Source organism: Euzebya tangerina (assembly GCF_003074135.1).
Taxonomy (GTDB): domain Bacteria; phylum Actinomycetota; class Nitriliruptoria; order Euzebyales; family Euzebyaceae; genus Euzebya; species Euzebya tangerina.
This window is the reverse complement of record NZ_PPDK01000003.1, coordinates 18,811-39,495: the sequence shown is the minus strand read 5'-3', so window position 1 is coordinate 39,495 and position 20,685 is coordinate 18,811. Positions and strand designations below refer to the sequence as shown.

The 20,685-nt window shown below is 69.9% G+C and carries 21 protein-coding genes; 10 read left to right on the top strand and 11 right to left on the bottom strand.

Annotation, left to right across the window (positions count from 1 at the left end; all coding sequences use genetic code 11):
- Position 1 precedes the first annotated feature (1 nt).
- From C1746_RS18560 to C1746_RS18530, 7 genes are all read left to right on the top strand, one after another.
- Positions 2 to 802, top strand: coding sequence for a CPBP family intramembrane glutamic endopeptidase (locus tag C1746_RS18560; protein WP_116716269.1), 801 nt, complete (start codon positions 2 to 4; stop codon positions 800 to 802).
- Positions 799 to 1,224, top strand: coding sequence for a hypothetical protein (locus C1746_RS18555; protein WP_116716268.1), 426 nt, complete (start codon positions 799 to 801; stop codon positions 1,222 to 1,224). The genes C1746_RS18560 and C1746_RS18555 overlap by 4 nt, the downstream gene beginning before the upstream one ends.
- Before the next feature lie 70 nt (positions 1,225 to 1,294).
- Entirely contained in the window at positions 1,295 to 3,064 is a 1,770-nt protein-coding gene (locus C1746_RS18550) for a 3-hydroxyacyl-CoA dehydrogenase family protein (protein WP_205711991.1), read from the top strand.
- Between the two features lie 106 nt (positions 3,065 to 3,170).
- The gene (locus C1746_RS18545; protein ID WP_205711990.1) at positions 3,171 to 3,476 is read left to right on the top strand and encodes a hypothetical protein; all 306 of its coding nucleotides are present in this window, start codon (positions 3,171 to 3,173) and stop codon (positions 3,474 to 3,476) included.
- Positions 3,473 to 4,228: an SDR family NAD(P)-dependent oxidoreductase gene (locus tag C1746_RS18540; protein ID WP_116716267.1), complete on the top strand. Its 756-nt coding sequence runs from the start codon at positions 3,473 to 3,475 to the stop codon at positions 4,226 to 4,228. The genes C1746_RS18545 and C1746_RS18540 overlap by 4 nt, the downstream gene beginning before the upstream one ends.
- A 62-nt stretch (positions 4,229 to 4,290) precedes the next feature.
- A complete protein-coding gene (locus C1746_RS18535; RefSeq protein ID WP_162867942.1) occupies positions 4,291 to 5,223 on the top strand; it encodes a peptidylprolyl isomerase in 933 nt (310 codons plus the stop codon).
- A 6-nt stretch (positions 5,224 to 5,229) separates the two neighbouring features.
- Complete coding sequence (locus C1746_RS18530; RefSeq protein WP_276310005.1) at positions 5,230 to 5,739, top strand: peptidylprolyl isomerase; 510 nt, start codon at positions 5,230 to 5,232, stop codon at positions 5,737 to 5,739.
- A gap of 15 nt (positions 5,740 to 5,754) precedes the next feature.
- On the opposite strand, the gene C1746_RS18525 is transcribed toward C1746_RS18530, so the two are convergent.
- The 5 genes from C1746_RS18525 to C1746_RS18505 are packed head-to-tail and all read right to left on the bottom strand — an operon-like array spanning position 5,755 to position 9,303.
- The gene (locus tag C1746_RS18525; RefSeq protein WP_205711989.1) at positions 5,755 to 6,138 is read right to left on the bottom strand and encodes a hypothetical protein; all 384 of its coding nucleotides are present in this window, start codon (positions 6,136 to 6,138) and stop codon (positions 5,755 to 5,757) included.
- An 11-nt stretch (positions 6,139 to 6,149) separates the two neighbouring features.
- On the bottom strand, positions 6,150 to 6,602 hold the full coding sequence (gene mce / locus C1746_RS18520; RefSeq protein ID WP_240599060.1) for a methylmalonyl-CoA epimerase: 453 nt from the start codon (positions 6,600 to 6,602) through the stop codon (positions 6,150 to 6,152).
- Positions 6,599 to 8,095 carry a GGDEF domain-containing protein gene (locus C1746_RS18515; protein ID WP_162867941.1) on the bottom strand — a complete coding sequence of 499 codons (1,497 nt, stop codon included), beginning with the start codon at positions 8,093 to 8,095 and terminating at the stop codon, positions 6,599 to 6,601. Before C1746_RS18515 ends, mce begins: the two co-directional genes overlap by 4 nt.
- 26 nt (positions 8,096 to 8,121) lie before the next feature.
- On the bottom strand, positions 8,122 to 8,703 hold the full coding sequence (locus C1746_RS18510) for a hypothetical protein (RefSeq protein ID WP_116716263.1): 582 nt from the start codon (positions 8,701 to 8,703) through the stop codon (positions 8,122 to 8,124).
- Positions 8,704 to 8,712: 9 nt separating this feature from the next.
- Positions 8,713 to 9,303: a hypothetical protein gene (locus C1746_RS18505; RefSeq protein ID WP_162867940.1), complete on the bottom strand. Its 591-nt coding sequence runs from the start codon at positions 9,301 to 9,303 to the stop codon at positions 8,713 to 8,715.
- 65 nt (positions 9,304 to 9,368) lie between these two features.
- Between C1746_RS18505 and C1746_RS18500 the strand changes: the two genes are divergently transcribed.
- The 3 genes from C1746_RS18500 (at position 9,369) to meaB (ending at position 13,007) form a co-directional block, all read left to right on the top strand.
- Positions 9,369 to 10,550 carry an acetyl-CoA C-acetyltransferase gene (locus C1746_RS18500; protein ID WP_116716261.1) on the top strand — a complete coding sequence of 394 codons (1,182 nt, stop codon included), beginning with the start codon at positions 9,369 to 9,371 and terminating at the stop codon, positions 10,548 to 10,550.
- Positions 10,551 to 10,703: 153 nt separating this feature from the next.
- Positions 10,704 to 12,017 carry an MATE family efflux transporter gene (locus C1746_RS18495; protein WP_116716260.1) on the top strand — a complete coding sequence of 438 codons (1,314 nt, stop codon included), beginning with the start codon at positions 10,704 to 10,706 and terminating at the stop codon, positions 12,015 to 12,017.
- A gap of 42 nt (positions 12,018 to 12,059) precedes the next feature.
- On the top strand, positions 12,060 to 13,007 hold the full coding sequence (gene meaB / locus C1746_RS18490; protein WP_116716259.1) for a methylmalonyl Co-A mutase-associated GTPase MeaB: 948 nt from the start codon (positions 12,060 to 12,062) through the stop codon (positions 13,005 to 13,007).
- Here meaB and C1746_RS18485 read toward each other — a convergent pair.
- The 6 genes from C1746_RS18485 to C1746_RS18460 all read right to left on the bottom strand — a co-directional run bounded on the left by C1746_RS18485 (position 12,921) and on the right by C1746_RS18460 (position 20,619).
- Positions 12,921 to 14,579, bottom strand: a complete 1,659-nt coding sequence (locus C1746_RS18485) for a hypothetical protein (protein ID WP_116716258.1) — start codon at positions 14,577 to 14,579, stop codon at positions 12,921 to 12,923. The genes meaB and C1746_RS18485 overlap by 87 nt on opposite strands.
- 75 nt (positions 14,580 to 14,654) lie before the next feature.
- Positions 14,655 to 16,160 carry an aldehyde dehydrogenase family protein gene (locus C1746_RS18480; protein ID WP_116716257.1) on the bottom strand — a complete coding sequence of 502 codons (1,506 nt, stop codon included), beginning with the start codon at positions 16,158 to 16,160 and terminating at the stop codon, positions 14,655 to 14,657.
- Positions 16,161 to 16,241: 81 nt separating this feature from the next.
- Positions 16,242 to 17,657, bottom strand: a complete 1,416-nt coding sequence (locus C1746_RS18475) for a serine/threonine-protein kinase (RefSeq protein WP_116716256.1) — start codon at positions 17,655 to 17,657, stop codon at positions 16,242 to 16,244.
- A 79-nt stretch (positions 17,658 to 17,736) separates the two neighbouring features.
- Entirely contained in the window at positions 17,737 to 18,294 is a 558-nt protein-coding gene (locus C1746_RS18470; protein ID WP_116716255.1) for a DsbA family oxidoreductase, read from the bottom strand.
- Between the two features lie 129 nt (positions 18,295 to 18,423).
- Entirely contained in the window at positions 18,424 to 19,431 is a 1,008-nt protein-coding gene (locus C1746_RS18465) for an acyl-CoA dehydrogenase family protein (protein WP_116716254.1), read from the bottom strand.
- Positions 19,432 to 19,443: 12 nt separating this feature from the next.
- Complete coding sequence (locus C1746_RS18460) at positions 19,444 to 20,619, bottom strand: acyl-CoA dehydrogenase (protein WP_116716253.1); 1,176 nt, start codon at positions 20,617 to 20,619, stop codon at positions 19,444 to 19,446.
- Positions 20,620 to 20,685 lie beyond the last annotated feature (66 nt).

Here is a 20,685-nt window from a genome sequence, read left to right as displayed (position 1 = left end):
GATGACCCAGACCCCCACGCCTGAGCACCTGCTCGACATCCCGGTCCCGCACGAGACGTTCGAGGCACCGCTGATGGACGGCCGTGTGCGCCGCTACGCCATCCCCTGGGAGTGGTTCGATGCCATCGGCATCTTCGTGATCTGGGCGGTCCTGCAGACGGTGGTCGGCGCCGTCCTGCTGGGCGTCAGCGACGGCGACGAGCCGCCGACGGAGCTCTCGATCCTCCTCGGGCTCCTGCTGCTGATCCTGACCACGCTGGGCTGGGTCGCCGTCCGATCGGCGGCCGCGGAGGTGCCTCGGGGCATCAGGCGCGCCTTCGGGGTCAAGCAGATCCGTCCGCGGGACTTCCTGGTCGGGATCGGCTACGGCCTGGCCGCCTTCGTGGTGATCCAGATCGGCTTCGGCACGCTGCTCACCGTGCTGATCGAGGCATCGGGTGGGGAGGTCCCCGAGGTGCAGCAGGAGGTCCAGACCTCGGTCGTCGGGGACGGGCTCCTGCCGTTGATCGTGGCGTTCAGCGTGGCGGTCCTGGCTCCGTTGGGCGAGGAGTTGTGGTTCCGCGGTGTGCTGTACCAGGCGCTGGCGAAGCGCGTGTCGGGGTGGCCGGCAATCGGACTGTCCGGCCTGGCGTTCGGCCTGACGCACGGCGAGCTGCTCGTGGTCGTGCTGACGTTCCCGCTGGGCATGCTGCTGGCCTGGATGCTGCGGCGGCACGGCACGCTGGTGGTCCCGATCATGGCGCACGCCGTGTTCAACCTCATCGGTGTGGCGCTGCTCCGGGCCGGGGTCGGGGCGGCATGACGGGCACCGTGACCGTCGATGCGGATCCCGGCTCGTTCGCCCAGATGATCGGGGGCCTGATCGATGCCAACCTGCGCGCCGATCCTGCCAAGGCGCGGGTCCTCACGCGCACGACCGGCCGTGTGGCCCTGGACATCACCGACCGCATGGAAGCTGTCGAGCTGCACGTCGACGGGATCGGCATCACCGTCAGCCACGCGGGCCGGCAGACCGAGGCTGCCGAGCTGCGGATCGTCGGCACGGCCGACGCGATCATGGGCCTGTCGACCGTGCCCCTGCGCTTCGGGCTGCCCGATCTGCTGTCCTCGAGCGGTCGCCGCGTCACCGGTCGCTGGGCCAGCGGGGGACTGGAGATCCACGGATTGCCGCAGGGCACGGCCCTCCTCCGAGTGGTGCTCGGCGTGATCAGTGTCGTAGCGTGACCGCCCGAGCCAGAGCGCGCCGGCCCCAGTAGAACAGGACGCGCACACCAGCAACGACAGGAACACACACGTGGAGCGGATCAACAACGTCGGCGTCGTCGGCTGCGGGACCATGGGTTCGGGAATCTGCGAGGTGGTTGCCCGTGGTGGCAAGGACATCACCTTCGTCGAGCTGACCGACGAGATGGTCGAGGGGGGCCTGAACCGGATCACCAACTCGCTCCAACGGGCCGTGGATCGGGAGCAGCTCACCCCGGAGGAGATGGATGAGATCCTCTCTCACATCGCCGGCAGCACCGACTTCGCCGCACTCGCCGACTGCGACCTGGTCGTCGAGGCCGTCCCCGAGGTCCTGTCGATCAAGCAGGACACGTTCCGCAAGCTGGATGGGGTGCTGCGCGACGACGCCATCGTCGCCACCAACACCTCCTCCCTCGGCGTGATCGACGTCGCCGTCCACACCAAGCGACCGGACCGGGTCCTCGGCTTCCACTTCTTCAACCCGGCTCCCGTGATGGAGCTGGTGGAGATGATCACCACGGTGGTGACCAACCCTGAGGTGGTCGCGCTGGCCACGACCTTCGCCGAGGAGCTCGGCAAGACCCCCGTCGTCGTCCGGGATCGAGCCGGGTTCATCGCCAACCTGCTGCTGTTCCCCTACCTCAACCAGGCCGTGGGCATGGTCGAGGAGGGCTACGCCACCCGCGAGGACATCGACGCGGCGATGAAGCTCGGGACCGGCCACCCGATCGGCCCCATCGGACTGGTCGACCTGATCGGGATCGACTCGACCAACTCGATCATGGAGCGGATGTACGAGCAGTTCGGCGACGTGCGCTACGCCCCCAAGCCGATCATCCGGCAGCTGAAGAGCGCCGGCTTCCTCGGGCGCAAGACCGGTCGTGGCTTCTACTCCTACATCAAGCGAAACACCTCCAAGGTGGCGCCGGGGGACGCCAGTGACGTCGAGCCGGTCGATGCCGGCGTCATCGACGGGTGGAGCACGATCGGGGTGCTCGGCTCGGGAACCATGGCAGCCGGGATCGCGGAGGTCTGTGCCAAGGCGGGGTACGACGTGGTCCTGCGTGGCCGGTCGGTGGAGAAGGCCCAGGCGGCCAAGGCATCCGTCGGGCGGTCCATGGCCAGGATGGTCGACAAGGGGCGGATGGAGCAGGCCGTCGCCGACGAGGCGCTGGCCCACATCACCCCCACCGACGGCATGGCCGCCTTCGCCGACTGCGACCTCGTCATCGAGGCGGTGGCCGAGCAGCTCGAGGTCAAGCAGCCGCTGTTCGAACAGCTCGACCAGATCACCGGGCCCGATTGTGTGCTGGCGACGACGACGTCGTCCCTGCCCGTGGTGGAGCTGGCCATGGCCACCGGCCGACCGGAGAAGGTCGTCGGACTCCACTTCTTCAACCCGGCGGCGATCATGAAGCTGGTCGAGGTGGTCCCGACGGTCCGCACCGACGACACCACGCTGATGCAGGCGAGGGCCATCACCGAAGCTCTCGGCAAGCACGCTGTGCTGTGTGGTGACCGGGCCGGCTTCATCGTCAACGCGCTGCTGTTCCCGTACCTCAACGACTCGATCCGGATGCTCGAGGACGGGTACGCGACGGTGACCGAGATCGACACCGCCATGAAGCTCGGCTGCGCACACCCGATGGGCCCCTTCGAGCTGATGGACATCGTCGGTCTCGACGTGACCCTGGAGATCTGTCGGGCCCTGCACGCCGAGTTCCGCGACCCCGGCTTCGCCCCCGTCGACCTGCTGGAGCAGATGGTCGGCGTCGGCTACCTGGGTCGCAAGGTCGGCCGAGGCTTCTACACCTACTGACGGTGCGGATGAGCGCGGACCACTAGAGTGGGGCCCGTTGATTGCAGACCCGCGGCGGGTGACGCCCATCTGATCGCCCCCCGCTCCGACGAGAGAAGTCGATGACATGAGCAAGGGTGCGCGTCGGAAGCGCAAGTCCCGGCCTTGGCAGAACCCCGAGGCCCTGCAGGACATGGCCGACATCCTGTCCCGGTCACAGGTCGACCACGACCTCCAACTGCCGGGGTATGAGGTCCAGCCGGTGCCCGAGCACCGCGCGGAGAAGAGCTACGTGTGCCCGGACTGCGGCAATACGATCCCCGAGGGGGAGAGCCACGTGGTGGTCTTCCCGACGGGTGACCCGGATCTGCGCCGGCACTGGCACACCTACTGCTGGCGGATCGAAGTCGGCCGCTCGGTCGACTCGGCTTGAGCGGCGACGACACTCGTCGCGTCGCACTGGTCACGGGGGCCTCACGGGGGATCGGCGCGGCAACCGCAGTCACGCTGGCGGCCGACGGACATGATGTTGCGCTGGCCGCGCGGACGGTCCCGGACCTCGAAGCGGTCGCCGCGCGCTGCGCCGACCACGGCGCGAGGACGTGGGTCGTCAAGACCGATGTGCTGGAGGAGGACCAGGTCCGCCACGCGGTGACCAGCACCGCAGAGGAGCTCGGTGGCCTCGACGTCCTCGTCAACAACGCAGGCTGGAACAGCTTCATGGCCCCGCTCGTCGACATGAAACCAGCCGGCTTCGCCAAGGGGCTCACGCTGAACCTCACCCAGGCGTTCTGGGCCATGCAGGAGGCTGGTCGGATCATGCTGGAGCAGGGCTCCGGCGCGGTGGTCAACGTGGCCTCGCTGGCGGGCGTCGCCTCCTCACCCGGCATGGTCCACTACGGTGCGGCCAAGGCCGGCCTGGTCAACCTCACCACCAATGCGGCCATCGAGTGGGGCAGCCGAGGTGTCCGCGTCAACGCGGTGGCGCCGGGCTGGGTGAAGACCGACCTCAACACCTTCGCGTGGACCGATCCGGAGAAGGAACAGGCCTTCATCGCCGGCGCCCCCCTTGGCCGTTGGGGTGAGCCCCAGGAGGTCGCGGACGCCATAGCCTTCCTTGCGTCGGACCGGTCCTCGTACATGACCGGCCAGACCCTGGTCATCGACGGCGGGCTCAGCCTCTAGCGGCTTCCCGCGCCCGCCTGCCGATAGGCCGTGCAGACCCGAGCCAAGGAACACACAGACCATTGAGTGGTAGTCAGAAGAAGAAGGCCGAGAAGGCACGCCGCAAGGCAGAGCGTGAGAAGGCGCGTCAGGAAGAGCGCCGTCGCAACGTCATGACCGGGATCGCCGCGGGCGTGGTGCTGCTGCTGGGCGGGATCATCGTCGCGGTCACCGTGCAAGGTGACAACGCCGAGCAGGAGCAGTTGGCCAGCGAGGCGGCGGCGTTGCAGTCCGAGGCCATCGCCAGCGCCTCGGAGGCCGCGGCCAGCGAGGCTGTGGACAGCCCGACCGACACCCCGACCGAGGTCACCGTCGACGATGACACCGTCGAGCCGGGGACCCCCGTGGACTCGGGGCTCGAGCCGGCGACCGATGACCGGCCGGTGGCCTGTGGCGCGGAGGAGCCGGCCAACGCCTTCGACACGCGCCCCCAGTTCCCCGGTGGTCCGGCAGACGTGCTGGAGGAGGGGGTCGACTACACCGCGGTCATCGAGACCTCGTGCGGAACGATCACCATGGACCTGCTCGAGGACGAAGCGCCGCTGACCGTCAACTCCTTCGTCTTCCTGGCCGAGGAGGGCTTCTTCGACGGCCTGGAGATCTTCCGCAATGCCACGGGCATCGGTGCGCTGCAGACGGGTGGCGGCGACCAGACCAACACCTGGCAGATCGGCTACAGCATCCCTGATGAGCTGGGCCTGGCCCGCGATCAGGGCTACCCCGTGGGGGCGGTGGCCATGGCGAACTCCGGGCCGAATAGCGCCGGCTCGCAGTTCTTCTTCGTCTACACCGACGCCTTCGACCAGGCCTTCACGGGCGACGCGATCACCTTCTCCGTGTTCGGTCAGATCACCGAGGGGCTCGATGTGGCCGAGGAGATCGGGGCGATCCCCGTCGATGGCGAGACCCCAACCGAACGTGTCTACATGGAATCCGTGACGATCCAGGAGAGCTGACAACCCATGGCAAGCATGCAATTCGACCGGCCCGACCAGGTACTCGACGACGCCACCACCCACGACGGGGTCATCACCACCTCGCTCGGGACCATCACCGTGCGGCTCTTCTCCAACGAAGCGCCGTTGGCGGCCAACAACTTCGCGTTCCTGGCCGGCAAGGAGTTCTGGGACGGCACGATCATCCACCGGGTCGTCCCGGGCTTCGTGATCCAGATGGGCGACCCGACCGGCACCGGAACGGGTGGGCCGGGCTATCGCTTCGAGGACGAGTTGGTCAGTGCCCGCAACCGCGGGTACAGCCGCGGCACGTTGGCGATGGCCAACGCCGGTCCGAACACCAACGGCAGCCAGTTCTTCATCTGCCTCGATGACGTCGGACTGCCGCCGAACTACACCGTCTTCGGGCAGGTCACCGACGGCATGGACGTCGTCGACGCCGTAGCTGCGGTCCCGCGTCGCGGCGAGAAGCCGACCGAGGACGTCGTCGTCGAGTCCGTCCGGATGGCGAGCTAGCGACGAATCGCTGCGCTACTGATCCCGTTCGGTGATGTTGTCGAGCGGGGGCAGGTCCTCGAGTGAGATGGCCTTGCGCTTGACGCCTCGCTCGTAGTCCTTCATGCGCTGCGGGTAGCCGACCTTCCGGGCCTCATAGAGCGGGATGCCATGCTCGTCGCAGAGCTTCGCGGCCTGCTTCTCGTGCTTGACGGGTCGTCGGAGGTACTCGCCGTCGCCTGCGACCAGCAGCAACGTCATGGCGTAGACGGCGGTCGGCGGCTCGATGAATCCCTCGACCCCGTCGCGGGCGGCCAGGAACGTCTTCAGGTCATCCATGGCCTGGGCGCTGGGGCCTCGGGCGGAAGACGGCTTGTCCGCGTCTGACTTGCGGCGGCGAAAGCGATCGAACAGGCCCACGAGGGCCGATACTACGACCGGCCGGAGTAGGGCGCACCGCGGAGCGCGGGATCCTCGACGAGTTCCACGAGCACACCCATCGCGTGCTTCGGGTGCAGGAAGGCCACGGTGCAGCCACGGCTGCCGGGTCGGGGATGGTCCTCCACCAGTCGGACGCCGAGCTCCTGCAGATCAGCGAAGGTCGCCTCGATGTCCGCCACGCCGTAGCCGACGTGATGCACCCCCTCGCCGTTCCGTTCGAGGAACCGCGCCACCGGTGAGTCGTCCCGCGTCGGGGTCAACAGCTGGATGAACGACGGGCCGACGGCCAGGAGCGCTTCGGCAACTCCGTCGGACTCGATGCGTTCGCGGTGAGCAACCTCGGCGCCGTACAGCCGCTCGTGGTAGCTGATCGCCGCCTCGAGATCTCCGACGGCGTACCCCACGTGGTCGATGCGCTGGAGGATCGGGGTTCGGTGAGTCAACGCTGGCGTTTTACCTCGTACAGGGCTTCATCAGCAAGCCGGTAGACGTCCGCGGTGCGCGCGGTCGAGGTCCCCACGCTCACATCTATCTCGAGGCCCTCGGCCAGCTGCGCCCAGTCGATGGTGCTGACCTCCGAGAGGATCCTGGTGGCGATTCGGTCCGCGAGTGCCTGTTCGGCGGTCGAGAGCACCACTGCGAACTCGTCTCCGCCGATCCGGCAGACCGTGTCTCGCTCCCTGGTCGCTGCGGTGATGGCGCTGGCGACCCGACGCAGGACCTCGTCGCCGACCTGGTGGCCGAAGCGGTCGTTCACCGTCTTGAAGCGGTCGATGTCGATCAGGAGCAGGGCGGTCTTCTTGCCAGCACGGAGGTCGAGGATCGCGTCGAACGCGCGTCGATTGGCCACGCCAGTCAGCGCATCCTCGGCCGACAGGCGCCGAAGCTCAGCCGTCTCCTCCTCCTGCTGCCGGGCTTCGATGCTGGCCAGCGCCATGGCCGAGAGGGCCTCGCGGATCTGCATGATCTCCTCGGACAGCTGGTTCACCTGGGTCATCACGCCATCGCGCGCAGACGGCTCGATGCCGTGTGCTGCGATCCGGGCCTCGAGCCAGCTGGCCAGCTTGGCAGCCATCGGCTCCTCGATCGGCACGGGGTAGCGGACGACGATGTCGAGCAGCGCCTCGGCCCGGTCCGGATCGTCGTTCTCGATGGCCATGGCACCCGTCAGCAGCGCGCCCAGGCGATGCCGGCTCGAGCCCAGGGCCTCCCAGGCGTCCACGTCGAACTCCGGCTCCGGCGGGTACACCAGCAAAGAGCGCAGAGCCCGCGGGATCCAGACGAGCTGGGGTTCCTCACCGGTCACGTGGGCCCTGCTGTGCAGTTGCTCCACCTCGAGCGCGACCCTGGCCCGCTCCTGAGCGTCCTTGAAGCTCCCGAGCCGGATGAGATCGGACGCCTCGTTGACGGCCAGTGAGAGCCGGTTCACCACCGTGCCGACCTGCATGGCCACGTCATCGATGGAATTGATGACCTGCTGGGTCCGGGCGAAGAACTCCTCCCCCAACTCCCACATCCGATCGGCCGAGTAGGCCAGCGCAACAGCGTTCAGCGCCCGTGCGTACGCCCGGCTCGGCCGCGCGTTGGCCATCAGGATGGCAACGGCCTCGGCGAGGGTTTCCAATCGGCCGGTGACGTGGGTGTGGTCGTGCCCGGAGACGGCGCTCAGCGCGAGCCCGGTCGCGTGCCACACTGGTCTGTTGAGCTCCAGGGTGCGACGGACCATGTGGTCCACGCGGTCCTGGACATCAGGCGAGCCGGTGAGGACGGATGCAACGACGTCGACGAACATCCAGGTGGCTTCGGCCTCGTCGTCCCCCGCGTCCTGCGCCAGCCGCAGCGAGCGGCTGATCTGGTCGGTGTAGTCGGCGGCATCATGGATCTGACAGGCGACCAGCACCTCGTACGCGGTGTCGGTCAGGGTGGAGTCAGCCACGGAGGACGAGTCTAGGTGTGGCCCGGTCATGGCCGGTGCCCGGTCCGTCGCAGCTCCACCGCTTCCACGAAGCCCGGATGGGCGTTGATCAGCCGCACACCGCCCTCCGGCGTGGGTCGACCGCGGGCGCCCAGCCTCCGGCTCACCCAGGCCATGCCGAGCGCCGCCGCATACAGCGCCAGCACCGCGCCCAGCACGACGACGCCGGCTGCGCGCGAGTCGAGCAGCCACAGGCCCACCGCGACCCAGGTCAGCAGCAGCGCGGTCAGGATCGTCCGCAGACGCCGTGACCGTAGTGACGCCTGCCGTTGCCTGAGCGTCGCATCCAGGGGGAGCCGGCCCCGGACACCGCGCGAGAACACCAAGGGCAAGACGACACCGCCCACGGCCCAGTAGGAGGTGAGGAGACGACCGTCACCCCGCCCGATCGCCAGCGCGATGACGGCGGCCAGTGGGATCCAGGTCCACCGTGCCGATCGGGCGAACCAGACGCCGACCATCCCGTCCGTCTGCTCCCCGGTTCGAGCGCAGACGAGTGGGAGATCCCCCTCCAGTTCGGTGGCCGTCAGCTCGAACTCCAACCGGGCTGGGTCCCCAGCAGTCGTCATCGGTGGACGTCAGGTCCCCGGTGCGGGGTCCACCGTGTCGGGTCGTCGGGGCGTGGATGCGGCCCGATCGGACAGCTCGTCGACCGTCTCCGGCAGGGCGAGCATGGGCTCCTGAGCGGGGCGGGACAGCCGCCGCTCGACCTCGGCCACGAAGGCAGCGCTGACCCGCGACAGCAGGATCCACTCGCCGGTGACGTCCTGTCTGACGTCGACGGTCAGCAGCAGGCCGAGACCAGCGGCGAGGAGGTGGACGGCGACGGCGGCCACGATCACCCAGTTGACCGCGGTGTTCACCAGGCCGTCCCCCGTGAGCAGCAGGACCAGCAGCGCGATCGGCAGCGTGGCGGCCGAGAGGTCCCGAGCGCGGCGCAGGAGCACATGCACCCGCTGCCAGCGCGGCAGCAGCGGCAGGACGATCCTCTCATGTGGCTGATCACGGTGAAGTGGCCACAGTCGGGTCCAGGCCAGCCACTCGAGCCACGCGGGCAGGAACGCCACATCGTGGGGGTACCGGCTGATCACGCGCCGCCCCGAACGGGCACAGCGAGCTGGGAGACTGCCGCGCTGCGCGTCATCACGTCGTATCCAGACGGCTGACATTGCTTCTGCATGGTATCCAGGGCAAGAATGAGTTTCTCGCTCGCGCCAACGGAAGTGGAGCCCTCATGCAGGACGTAGTGATCGTCGGATACGCACGGACGCCGATCGGCAAGTTCTTGGGAGGGTACGCCTCTCTCACCGCGATGGACCTGGGTGGTCGCGCCATCGCTGGCGCGCTGGACCGGGCCGGCGTCGACCCCGGACAGGTGGATCAGGTCTACATGGGTCACGTGCTGCAGGCTGGTCAGGGACAGATCACGGCGCGCCAGGCAGCCACCATCGGCGGGATCGGCATGGAGGTCCCCGCCGTCACGATCAACAAGGTGTGCCCGTCCGGCATGGCCGCGATCGGCCTGGCCCGGCAGACGCTGCTGCTCGGCGAGGCCGACGTGATCGTGGCCGGCGGCATGGAGTCCATGACGGGCGCCCCCTACGTCCTGCCCGCTGCTCGCCAGGGGGCGCGGATGGGGAACACCACGGCCGTGGACGCCATGATCCACGACGGGCTGTGGTGCGCCTTCGAGAACAGCCACATGGGGGAGGGGTCGGACGCCAAGAACGACGAGTACGGGATCTCGCGGGAAGCGCAGGACGAGTGGGCGGCGATGTCACACGAGCGGGCCGTGGAGGCGTGGAAGGACGGCCGCTTCGACGGCGAGGTGGTGCCGGTCGAGGTCCCGCAGCGCAAGGGCGACCCGGTCCTGGTCGAGCAGGACGAGGGCATGCGGCCGGGAACCACCGCTGAGTCCCTGGCGCGACTGCGCCCTGCCTTCACCAAGGAGGGGACGATCACCGCCGGCAACGCCTCGCAGGTGTCCGACGGCGGCGCGGCGGTGGTCATGACCACCGCGTTGAGGGCCGCCGAGTTGGGCGTGCAGCCGCTCGGCCGGATCCTGTCCTACGGCACGGTAGCCGGCCCCGATCCGTCCCTGCACCACCAGCCGGCCGAGGCCATCCGGGCGGCCGCCGCCAAGGTCGACGTCGAGCCGGGTGGCCTGGACCTGTACGAGATGAACGAGGCGTTCGCGTCGGTCGCCATCCACTCCGCCGAGCTCCTCGGCGTGGAGAAGGAGCGGGTCAACGTCAACGGCGGTGCGGTCGCGATCGGCCACCCGATCGGCTGCACCGGCGCCCGGATCACGGTGACGCTCTTGCACGAGTTGCGCAATCGCGGGGGCGGGCGTGGTGCGGCCTCGCTGTGTGGCGGTGGCGGCCAGGGAGATGCGCTGATCCTGGAGACGATGTAGGCCGTCCCGCCTGGGCGGAAATCGGGGCCTGCCCGGTCGGGTGGTGGGTGGACTTCCCACCCACGCCGGGTGGGAAGTCCACCCACATGGCCAGGCCGGCACCGACCTGGCGCCTGAGGTGCCCGTGACCCCCACCTCGGCTGGCCGGGCGCGATGAGGTCGTCCAGCCCCCACGACCGCGAGATCGCCCGACTGGCTGTCCCAGCACTGGGGGCGCTGGTCGCCGAACCCCTCTACGTCCTCGCTGACACGGCCGTGGTCGGGCGGATCTCCACGGAGGCCCTCGCCGGACTGGCCATCGCCTCCGCCGCCCTGCTGAGCGGCTTCGCCATCTTCATCTTCCTGGCGTACGGGACCACCGCGGCCGTCTCGCGCCTCCTCGGGGCGGACCGACCGGACGAGGCCGCCCACCAGGCGGTGCAGTCCTTGTGGCTGGCGGTCCTCATCGGCGTCGCGGTCACCGCCGTGGGCGCGGCCTTCGCCGGTCCGATCATCCGCGGGCTGGCCGGTGACGCCGCCCCCGCCGTCATCGACCAGGCGCTGACCTACTTCCGCGTCTCGTTGGCGGGTGTGCCGTTCCAGCTGCTGGTGTTCTCCGGGACCGGCTACCTCCGTGGCCTGCAGGACACCGTCACGCCGTTGGTGGTCGCGGTCGTTGCTGCAGTCGGCAATCTGGTGCTCGAACTGGTCCTCGTCGTGGGCCTGGACTTCGGGATCGGGGCGTCGGCGCTCTCGACCGTCATTGCGCAGGGCGGCAGCGCCGCGGTGTTCGTCGGACTGATCCTGCGCGCCACCGGTGCCCTCCACGTATCCCGGCGGCCCGATCCGCGCACCATCCTGCGGCTGGCGAGGGTTGGTGGCGACCTGCTGGTCCGCACCATCGCCCTGCGGGCTGCGGTCACCGTCAGCACCGCGGTGGCGGCACGGATCGGGACCGTCGAGGTCGCGGCCCACGAGGTCGTGTTCGCCATCTGGGCGTTGCTCGCGCTGGCGCTCGACGCCCTGGCGATCGCCGGTCAGGCCCTGGTCGGGCGCTTCCTGGGTGCGGGCGACGGGCGGGCAGCTCGCGAAGTCGGACAGCGGATGCTGGTGCTCGGCGCCGCGTTCGGGGTGCTCCTGGGTGGTGTGCTCGCCGTGGCCAGTCCGGTCCTCCCGCAGCTGTTCACCGAAGACGATGCGGTGGCTGCGACCGCGACGACGTTGTTGTTGGTGGCCGCCGTCAGCCAGCCGGTCAACGGTCTCGCCTTCGTCCTCGACGGGCTGCTGATCGGCGCGGGTGACCTGGCGTTCCTCGCCAAGGCCATGGTCGGGGCCGCTGCGATCATGGCCGTCCTGGCAGCGGTGGTCCTCGCTGCAGACGCGGGCATCGTGTGGCTGTGGGTCGCCATCGGCGCGTTCATGGCCGCCCGGGCCGCTCCGCTGTGGTTGCGGTGGCGCACCGGCGCCTGGGCCGTGACCGGGGCATGACCGGGACGTGACCGCGGCACGGCGCTACCGTGCGCCCTCGTCATGGACATCACCACGCTGATCGAGGGGGCCCGGCAGGGGAGCCGTCGTGACCTGGCGCGCGTGCTCTCCCTGGTCGAGGCAGGGCGCGACGAGGATGTCCGGGCCATCGTCGGGGCAACCCACACCTCCACCACCCAGGCACACACGATCGGCATCACCGGCGCCCCGGGGGTCGGCAAGTCCACGCTCACCGCGGCGTTGGTGACCGAGTGGCGGACGCGCGGTCGGACCGTCGCCGTGCTGGCCGTCGACCCCTCCTCGCCCTTCACGGGGGGTGCCCTGCTCGGCGACCGGGTCCGGATGGCGGATCACGCAACCGACGATGGGGTGTTCATCCGATCCATGGCCAGCCGCGGTCACCTGGGTGGCCTCTCCTGGGCTGCGCCTCCGGCCATCGGGGTCCTCGCCGCGGCCGGCTTCGACGTGATCCTCGTCGAGACGGTCGGCGTCGGTCAGGCCGAGGTCGAGGTCGCCGCGTTGGCCGAGACCACCCTGGTGGTTCTGGCTCCCGGCATGGGCGACACCATCCAGGCTGCCAAGGCCGGCATCTTGGAGGTGGCCGACGTCTTCGTGGTCAACAAGGCAGACCGCGAGGGCGCCGACCGGACGGTCCGAGAACTGCGCAGCGCACTCGAGTTGGCGCCGGTCGAGCGCGAGTGGTCACCCCCCGTGCTGTCCACCAGCGCCGATCGCGGCGTCGGCGTCGAGGCGCTGATCGACGCCGCGGAGGCGCATCGGACGTGGACTCGAGGGTCCGGTCACGACGCAGCCAGTCACCGGTTGGCCGCCACCGTGCAGATCAGGGAGATCGTCCTCGCGACCGTGCGTCGACGGCTGACCACCGACCCGCTGGCGGGCGAGCTAGCCGGGTTGGGTGAGGCCGTGGCCGACGGCCGCGTCGACCCCTACGACGCGGCCGACCGACTCCTCGGCGACCTGGGGACGTGAGGCATCACGATGCCGCTCGACCGGAGGTCCTGACGCCACCAGCTGCCCGGCCACGGACCTGAACAGCCAGGCGGACAGCGCCGTGGCCACACCGAGCAGCCACGGCGTGGCCACGCCGGCGACGTAGGGAAGCTGGATGCGGATCGTCGTCCTGGTCCAGTTGCCGCTGTCCTCGGCGAAGACCCCCCAGATCAGGGAGAGGTCGACGATCAGCAGCAGCCCTGCGACCACGGCTACGGCGACGCCGGACCACCGGGGCAGCGAGCTGAGCCAGACCACCGCAGCGATCACGACGACCGCGTGACCGGCCAGGACGTATCGACCGTGCAGCGAGCCACCGCTGGCGTGGAACAGCAGTGCCGCGACGGCCAGGCTGATCGGCACGGCCGACAGCAGCGCCCAGGTGGCACGCAGGACGTGTCGCGTGTGTCGCACGGACCCTGACCGGGGGGGCTGGTCATGCCGGGCCCGTAGGGTCAGCAGCAGCCACCACAGCCCGGCGCCGAAGAGCAACGTCAGGACGAGTTGGACCGTGTCGCGACGCAGCCCGACATTCCAGTGCCCGGTGGTCAGATCCGCCACCATCCGTGTGGCAAGACGAAGCCACGAGTCGCTGCTGACGAGGGTCTCGACGGCCCCGGCGTTGACGTCCCGTTCGAACTTGTCCAGCAGGTAGGAGGACGCGGTCACGCTGCCGTAGAGCGCCGCGTTGCGCAGCGCCCACACAGCCGCAGGGGTCAGAGCCACAGCGGCGACCAGCGCAGGCCCGATCAGACCGCGGAGATCGGGCCAGGTCCGCCTCCTCGATCTGTCTGCCAGCGCGTCCGTCTCGCCGCGCCGGGCCCCCCACCAGCCGTAGAGACCCAGCAACCCGGCGATCCCGGCGGCCGGCAGGCTGGTCGTCCGCACCGCCACGGCGAGGCCGATCGCGGGGCCGAGCAGGTACAGGCGCAGCGGCGTCGGCCCCTCCAGCGCGATCCTGGCACCGAGGAGCAGGCACAGGGTGGAGGTGGTGAAGGCGGGGACGTCCGTGAACGCTACGCCGGCCAGGTGGCTGAGGGTTGGCGTCACCGCCACGAGCAGCCCGGCAGCCAGGCCGATCTGATCAGGGCTCAGCCGTCGGCGATCTCTGGCAGGTGAGGCTCCGGCCAGGAGTGTGGCCAGTGCCATGGTGGCCCAGACGCCCACCGCCATCCACACCACCGAGGTGGCACGTGCCAGCGTGACGGCCAGCGTTCCACCTGCCAGCGCGCGCCCGGCGTGGAAGGCGACCCCCTGGATCAGGTAGGCAGCGGGTGGATGGTTGGAGAGCCAGATGTCCTGCCGGCCGTCCCGGTTCTGGTCCTGCTCCCAGCGGAGCCGTTCCGTCAGGCCGGGGATCGCCCGGGCGTCAACTCCCTGGGGGAGGGGGTCGTCGATGTGTGGCGGTGTACCGGTCCGCACCAGCGACTCGGCGTAGGCGATGTGTGCGGTCTCATCGACCGGCCACATCGACGGGGTGGCCAGGAGGTGGCCCAGCCCGAGGACCGTCGCCAAGGCCACAACGACCCACCGAGCGCGACGTCCCTCCACCCGCAAGATCGTATGGCGGACCTACGCTGGAAACCCGGGGCGGCCCTGACCGGTCGGGCAAGGGCCCCGGTGCCGCTAGAGCCGATGGCGGCCGTGGGTCACCTTGAGCAGTTGGTCGGCGACCGTGAACAGCCAGTCCGGCCGGGCGAAGCTCGCGAACTCCGGCGCGAAGCCCAGCCGCTTCCGGGTGATGGCCCGGGCCTGGACGAACTCCTTGAAGCCGTCCTCGCCGTGGATCCGGCCGAAGCCCGACTCGCCCCGCCCGCCGAAGGGAAGTGCCGGGACCGAGGCGAAGCGCAGGACGCTGTTCACGCTGACCATGCCGCTGTTCAGGGCTCGTGCCAGGGCCAGACCACGTCGCCGGGAGAAGACGGTGTTGCCCAGGCCGTAGGGCGAGGCGTTGGCCAGCCGGACTGCCTCGTCCATGTCCGGCACCCGGACCAGTGGGACGACCGGGCCGAAGGTCTCCTCGGTCATGATCGCGGCATCCGCCGGCACGTCGGTGAGGACGATCGGGTCGACGAAGGCCCCTCGGATCGAGTCGAGGCCGCCCACGATGGCGTGGGCACCACGATCGAGCGCCTCCCGGAGGTGCGAGGCGATGATCTCGATCTGGGACGGCATGGTGATGGGGCCGTAGTCGGCCTCGGCGTCCTGGCCGGCCCGGACCCCCTCGGCCTGTCGGGTTATCTCCGCCACGAACTCGTCGTAGACCTGGTCGTGGATGTAGACCCGTTCCACGCCGGCACAGGTCTGGCCGGCGTTGGCACAGCCGGCCCACAGCGTCGCCTCGGCCGCGGCTCGGATGTCGGCGTCGCTGTCGACCAGCAGCGCGTCCTTGCCGCCGCACTCCATCACGACCTTGGTGAGGTTCTGCGCGCACGCGGTCATGACCTTGCGGCCCGTTGCAGCCGAGCCGGTGAAGGCCAGGACGTCGATGCCAGGGCTCGAGCACAAGGCCGCACCCGTCTCACCGAAGCCGGTGATGAGCTGGAGCACGGGCTCCTCGTCGACGACCTCGGCGAAGAGCTCGACCATGCGGGTGCCGATGCCGGGCGTGTACTCCGACGGCTTGAAGACGACGGCGTTCCCGGCCGCGAGGGCGTAGGAGATCGAGCCCATCGGCGTGTGCACCGGGTAGTTCCACGGCCCGATCACCCCCACGACCCCCATGGGGTCGTACTGCAGGTAGCCGGCGTGGTCCTTGGTCAGCGGCGGCATCGAGACCCGTCGTGGCTTCATGATGCGCTGGGCATTCCGTGCGGCCCAGTCGAGGTGATCCACGCACAGCAGGATCTCGATGAAGGCATCGTCCAGCGGCTTGCCGTTCTCGACGTGGATCAGCTGGACCAGCTCGTCGGACTTGCGGGCGATCAGGCCCTTGTACGCCAGGAGCCGGTGCTTGCGTCCGTCGAAGCCGAGGTCCCGCCACCACGAGGCGGCCGCCCGCGCCCGGATCACGGCGTTCTCCACGTCTGCAGCGGTGTGAACCGGGTAGGTCGCCAGCGGCTCGTCGGTCGCGGGATTGAGGGACTGGAAGGTCTGCCCCTCAGCTACGCGGGACGTGTCGGTGCTGGACATGTGGCCTCCAAGGGCGGCAGGACGGTGGGTGGCTGGGCCGTCCCACCGTACTCCGAGCGGTCATCAGCCCGTCAGGTGGGCTCAGGCAGGCGAGGACAGCGGTTCGGGGGTCGGCTCCGGTGGCTCCAGCGGCTCGGGGGTCGCGGGGGAGGTGGGCTCCACGGTGGGTTGGGGGTCGGGCGCTGGCTCGGCCGGCTGCGTCGGGGCCGGCTCGCCGGTCGGCTGCGGCTGGGTGGCTGTGGGAACTGGCTGGACGGGGTCGGGCTCCGCCGTCGCGTCGGTGGTTGGTGCTGGTGCGGCGGGAGCCGCGTCGGTGGGCGGCTCGGACGTGGGTGTGGCTGTCGGGGAGACCGTCGGTGTGGCCGTCGGTGTGGCCGGCACGTCCGGCTCGGTGCCGGTGTCGACCAGGGTGGTGTAGGCGACCGCCGCGGCTGCGATGAGCAGGACCACCAGCAGGATGAGACCGGGGGCGTTCCGGCGGCGGGGTGGCCGCTGCGCGGCGCTCGGCCGGTCCCCCGACCTCGGGGGAGGGTTGCTGCCACCCGCACCGGGCGCCGCCGTCTGCTGCGGCTGCGGCATCGCCACGGTGGCCTGATCCGGGTCGACGGTGGGCGGCACGTCCGGGTCGACGATCGACACCCGGGGCAGGGCGGCCGTCGGTGCGGTGGCGGCAGCCAGCGCGACGGTGTCGCCGGACAGGCCGGCCTTGAGCAGCGCGGTGAACCCTGCGGCGTGGTCGGGTCGGTCGGTCGGCTCCTTGGCCAGTCCGGCTTCGATCGCGGCGATCAGGGCGGCAGGCAGGTCGGGGCGGCGCTCGCCCAGGGCGGGCAGATCGTCGGTCTGGTGCATCATCGCCAGGGCCAGCGCGTTGTCGTGCTCGAACGGCGGGGCGCCGGCCAGCATCTCCCACAGCACCACGGCGGTGGAGTACAGATCGGATTGGGGTGTGGCCGGGAAGCCCGTTGCGACCTCGGGTGCGGTGTACTTGGGGGTTCCCAGGAACTGGTTGGTCTGGGTCAGGTCGCCACCGCCCTGCAGGCTCTTGGCGATCCCGAAGTCGCTGAGCTGCGCCCGACCGTTGACCAAGACGTTGGAGGGCTTGATGTCCCGGTGGACGATGCCAGCCTCGTGGGCGGCACCCAGGCCGGCGAGGACCTGCTCGACCAGCTCCAAGGATCGTCCGACGGGCATCTGACCGGAGTCGGTCATCTCGTCACGCAGGGAGCGCCCCTCGACCAGTTCCATCGCCATCCACGGCACGTCCTCGTCGATGCCGGTGTCGTAGACGCGGACGATGTTCTCGTGGGTCAGGCGGGCGGCCAGCTTGGCCTCGCGGAGGAACCGCTCGCGCAGGACCTCGTCCTGTCCGATGTCGCTGCGGAGCAGCTTGAGGGCCACCTGGCGGTCGAGCACCTGGTCCCGGGCCAGGTGCACCTGCGCCATCCCTCCCTCGCCGAGCAGGCGAAGGAGCTCGTAGCGGCCGGCAATACGTTGCATCAGGCCAGTGTGACGTACCGGGGCTCCCTTGCCCCGTGGCCGTTCGACGCTCCGCGACAGGTGTGCGGTTCGATCCGACTCAGACGGCGGCGGCCAGGTCCCGTATGGCTTGCTCGTCCAGCAGGCCGGGGATGAGGGTCCGGCTGGCCAGGACGACGGGAACCCCGCCGACCCCCTCTCGCCGGTGGGTTCCCATCTCTCGACGACGGGACGCCAGGGCCACACGGTCGGCCAGCAGGTCGGCAACGGTGTCGGGGTTCGCACCCGCAGCGGCGGCCACCTCGGTCAGGACGGCGGCGTCGCCGATGTCGGCATCGTCCTCCCAGTAGGCCTGGTACACGGCGTGCCGGACCGGGTGAGCGACCGGGGTGCCCTCGGTCCGGTGCATGAGCACGTGGGCCAGCGCGCTCGGTGGACGTCCCGAGGGCCGGTTGAGCACGATGCCCTCGGCCGCGGCCTCCTCCTGCAGTCGGCCGATCAGCGCAAGCATCCCCAGGTCGACGGGCATGGCGAGGTCCAGCCCGAGGGCGTCGAACCCCTCGAACTCGATGGGGACCCCCTCCTCCGCCAAGCGGGTGCAGCGGGCCACGGCCACGGCGGAGGCCGGGTCCGTCGGGTCGTGGAACAGGGTCAGCACCCGCACACCGTAGCCAGGGTGGTGGTGCGGCGGTGCGGGACACGTGACGTCCTCCGCTGCGCCGGCGGTGTACTCGTCACTGAGGAGTGGATTGAGTGCAGGGCATGCCCGGGGAGGGCGACCGAGTCCTCAGTCGAGGATGATCTGGGCGACCCGCTCGCGGTGGAACGACGCGGTCCCGAACGCGCCCTCCAGCGCCTTGCCGCGCTTCAGCCACAGGTGCAGGTCGTGCTCCCAGGTGAAGCCGATCCCGCCGTGAGCCTGCAGCGAGTTGGTGTTGGCCAGCCGCTCGGCGTCTGAGGCGAAGGCCTTGGCGACACTCGCCGCCTCGACCCGATCCTCCAGATCGTGCTGCACCGCGTAGGCGGCGTACCAGGTCGCGGCCCGTGAGGTCTCGACGTCCAGGACGGTCTCGGCCAACAGGTGCTTGACCGCCTGGAAGGACCCGACCGGCCGGCCGAACTGCTCGCGCTCCTTGACGTAGGCCACGCTCATCTCGAGGACCTGCTGCCCGATGCCGTTCAGCCACGCGGCCGTCGCCACGGCGCCACGGTCGAAGGTGCGGGCGATGGCGTCGGCGTCGTCGGTCACCAGCGTGTCGGGGCCGGTGGTGACCTCCACCGTGAACATGCGCCGGGAGAGGTCGATCGAGCCCGTCGGTTTGGCGCTCACGCCGTCCGCCGGGACCAGGTGCAGGGCACCGTCGGTCTCGACCAGCAGGGCAGCCGCGACATCGGCGTCGGCCACGGCCGGGGCGTCGCCCAGCTTGACGGCGATGATGGCCTCCCCAGCGGCGACCAGCGGCAGCCACTCCTTCTGCATCGCCTCCGGCGCGTAGTCGGCCAGGGTCGGTGCGGCGACGGCGGCTGTCTCGAGGAGCGGCTCGGTCAGGTTGGCCCGGCCGGCCTCCTCGAGCAGCAGGGCCATCTCCACATCGCCCATGCCCAGGCCGCCGTGCTCCTCTGCGATGGCGACGCCGACGAAGCCCGTCTCGGCCAGCTGCTGCCACTTGGCCGGATCGCGAGGTTCGTCGGAGTCCCACACGCTGCGGACGTAGGAGGGGGAGTACTCGCCGGTCAGGAACTCCCGCGCGCCGGCGGCGAGGTCCTTGGCGTCATCGGTGAAGTCGAAGTACATGGTCTGATTCCTCTACTTCGCAGCCATCTTGGGCTCTTTGGGGAGCCCCAGGACTCGTTCGGAGATGATGTTCTTCTGGATCTGGCTGGTCCCCGCGTAGATGCAGGCGGCCCGCGAGTACCAGTAGGTCTTGTGCCAGGCCTTGGCGTCGACGCCGTCCAGACCCGGGTCCTCCAGCTCGGCGTACGGGCCGAGGACGTCCATGCCGGTCTCGAAGATGTCGCGTTCCATGGTCGACCAGAACAGCTTGTTGAGGCTGGCCTCGGGGCCGAGTTCGTTCCCGTTGGTCAGGGAGGTGAGCGTGCGGGCCCCGTTGTGGCGGAAGACCTGGTTGCGGATGTGCAGCTCGGCAACCTTGTCGCGCACCCGCGGGTCGTCGGCGACGCCGCGCGCCTTCACGAGCGTGGCCAGATCGTCCAGGTTCCTCTGGAACCGGACGTGTGAGCCGAGGCCGGTGCCCCGCTCGAACGACAGCGTGGTCATCGCGACCGACCAGCCGTCGTCCACTCCTCCCACGACGTTGGCGGCCGGGACCCGGACATCGTCGAAGAACACCTCGGCGAACCCGGCGTCGTTGTTGATCTGGACGATGTTGCGGACCTCGATGCCCGGGGAGGCCATGTCGATCATGATGAACGTGATCCCCTTGTGCTTGGGCACGTCGGGGTTGGTCCGCACGAGCGCGAACATCCAGTCGGCGTAGCGACCCTGCGAGGTCCAGATCTTCTGGCCGTTGATGATGTAGGTGTCGTCCTCGAGCACCGCCGTGGTGCGGATGGCGGCGAGGTCGGAGCCGGCGTCCGGCTCGCTGAACCCCTGGCACCAGATGTCGTCGCAGGAGAGGATGCCGGGCAACCACTGGGCCTGCTGCTCCTGCGTTCCGCGCGCCATGAGCGTTGGGCCGGCAAGTCCCAGACCGAGGACGTTGATGCGCGTGGGGGCGCCGGCGCGGGCGTACTCCTCGGCGAAGATGGCCTGGGTCATCAGGTCGGCGTCGCGCCCGCCGAACTCCTTCGGCCAGGAGATCGCGGCGTAGCCGGCCTCGTACAGCTTCCGCTCCCATGCTTGGTAGAGCGGCAGCTCCTCCTTGGATTCCAGGGGCGGCAGGTCGGTGGGCACGTTGGCCTCGAGCCACTCTCGGACCTCTTCTCTGAAGGTGACCTGTTCGGGTGTCGGGGTTAGGTCCATCGGCAGTCCTCAGGGTGGGGGGAGTGGTGCGGTGGCTGGCCGGCTTCGCGGCCGTGCGCAACATGA

Bases quoted from the DNA above. Each gene is read 5' to 3' on its own strand.
- C1746_RS18465 (WP_116716254.1), bottom strand. From the start codon at position 19,431: ATGTACTTCGACTTCACCGATGACGCCAAGGACCTCGCCGCCGGCGCG.
- C1746_RS18555 (WP_116716268.1), top strand. From the start codon at position 799: ATGACGGGCACCGTGACCGTCGATGCGGATCCCGGCTCGTTCGCCCAG.
- C1746_RS18460 (WP_116716253.1), bottom strand. From the start codon at position 20,619: ATGGACCTAACCCCGACACCCGAACAGGTCACCTTCAGAGAAGAGGTC.
- C1746_RS18505 (WP_162867940.1), bottom strand. From the start codon at position 9,303: ATGTCAGCCGTCTGGATACGACGTGATGACGCGCAGCGCGGCAGTCTC.
- C1746_RS18495 (WP_116716260.1), top strand. From the start codon at position 10,704: ATGAGGTCGTCCAGCCCCCACGACCGCGAGATCGCCCGACTGGCTGTC.
- C1746_RS18510 (WP_116716263.1), bottom strand. From the start codon at position 8,703: ATGACGACTGCTGGGGACCCAGCCCGGTTGGAGTTCGAGCTGACGGCC.
- meaB (WP_116716259.1), top strand. From the start codon at position 12,060: ATGGACATCACCACGCTGATCGAGGGGGCCCGGCAGGGGAGCCGTCGT.
- C1746_RS18500 (WP_116716261.1), top strand. From the start codon at position 9,369: ATGCAGGACGTAGTGATCGTCGGATACGCACGGACGCCGATCGGCAAG.
- C1746_RS18545 (WP_205711990.1), top strand. From the start codon at position 3,171: ATGAGCAAGGGTGCGCGTCGGAAGCGCAAGTCCCGGCCTTGGCAGAAC.
- C1746_RS18530 (WP_276310005.1), top strand. From the start codon at position 5,230: ATGGCAAGCATGCAATTCGACCGGCCCGACCAGGTACTCGACGACGCC.
- C1746_RS18475 (WP_116716256.1), bottom strand. From the start codon at position 17,657: ATGCAACGTATTGCCGGCCGCTACGAGCTCCTTCGCCTGCTCGGCGAG.
- C1746_RS18480 (WP_116716257.1), bottom strand. From the start codon at position 16,160: ATGTCCAGCACCGACACGTCCCGCGTAGCTGAGGGGCAGACCTTCCAG.
- C1746_RS18560 (WP_116716269.1), top strand. From the start codon at position 2: ATGACCCAGACCCCCACGCCTGAGCACCTGCTCGACATCCCGGTCCCG.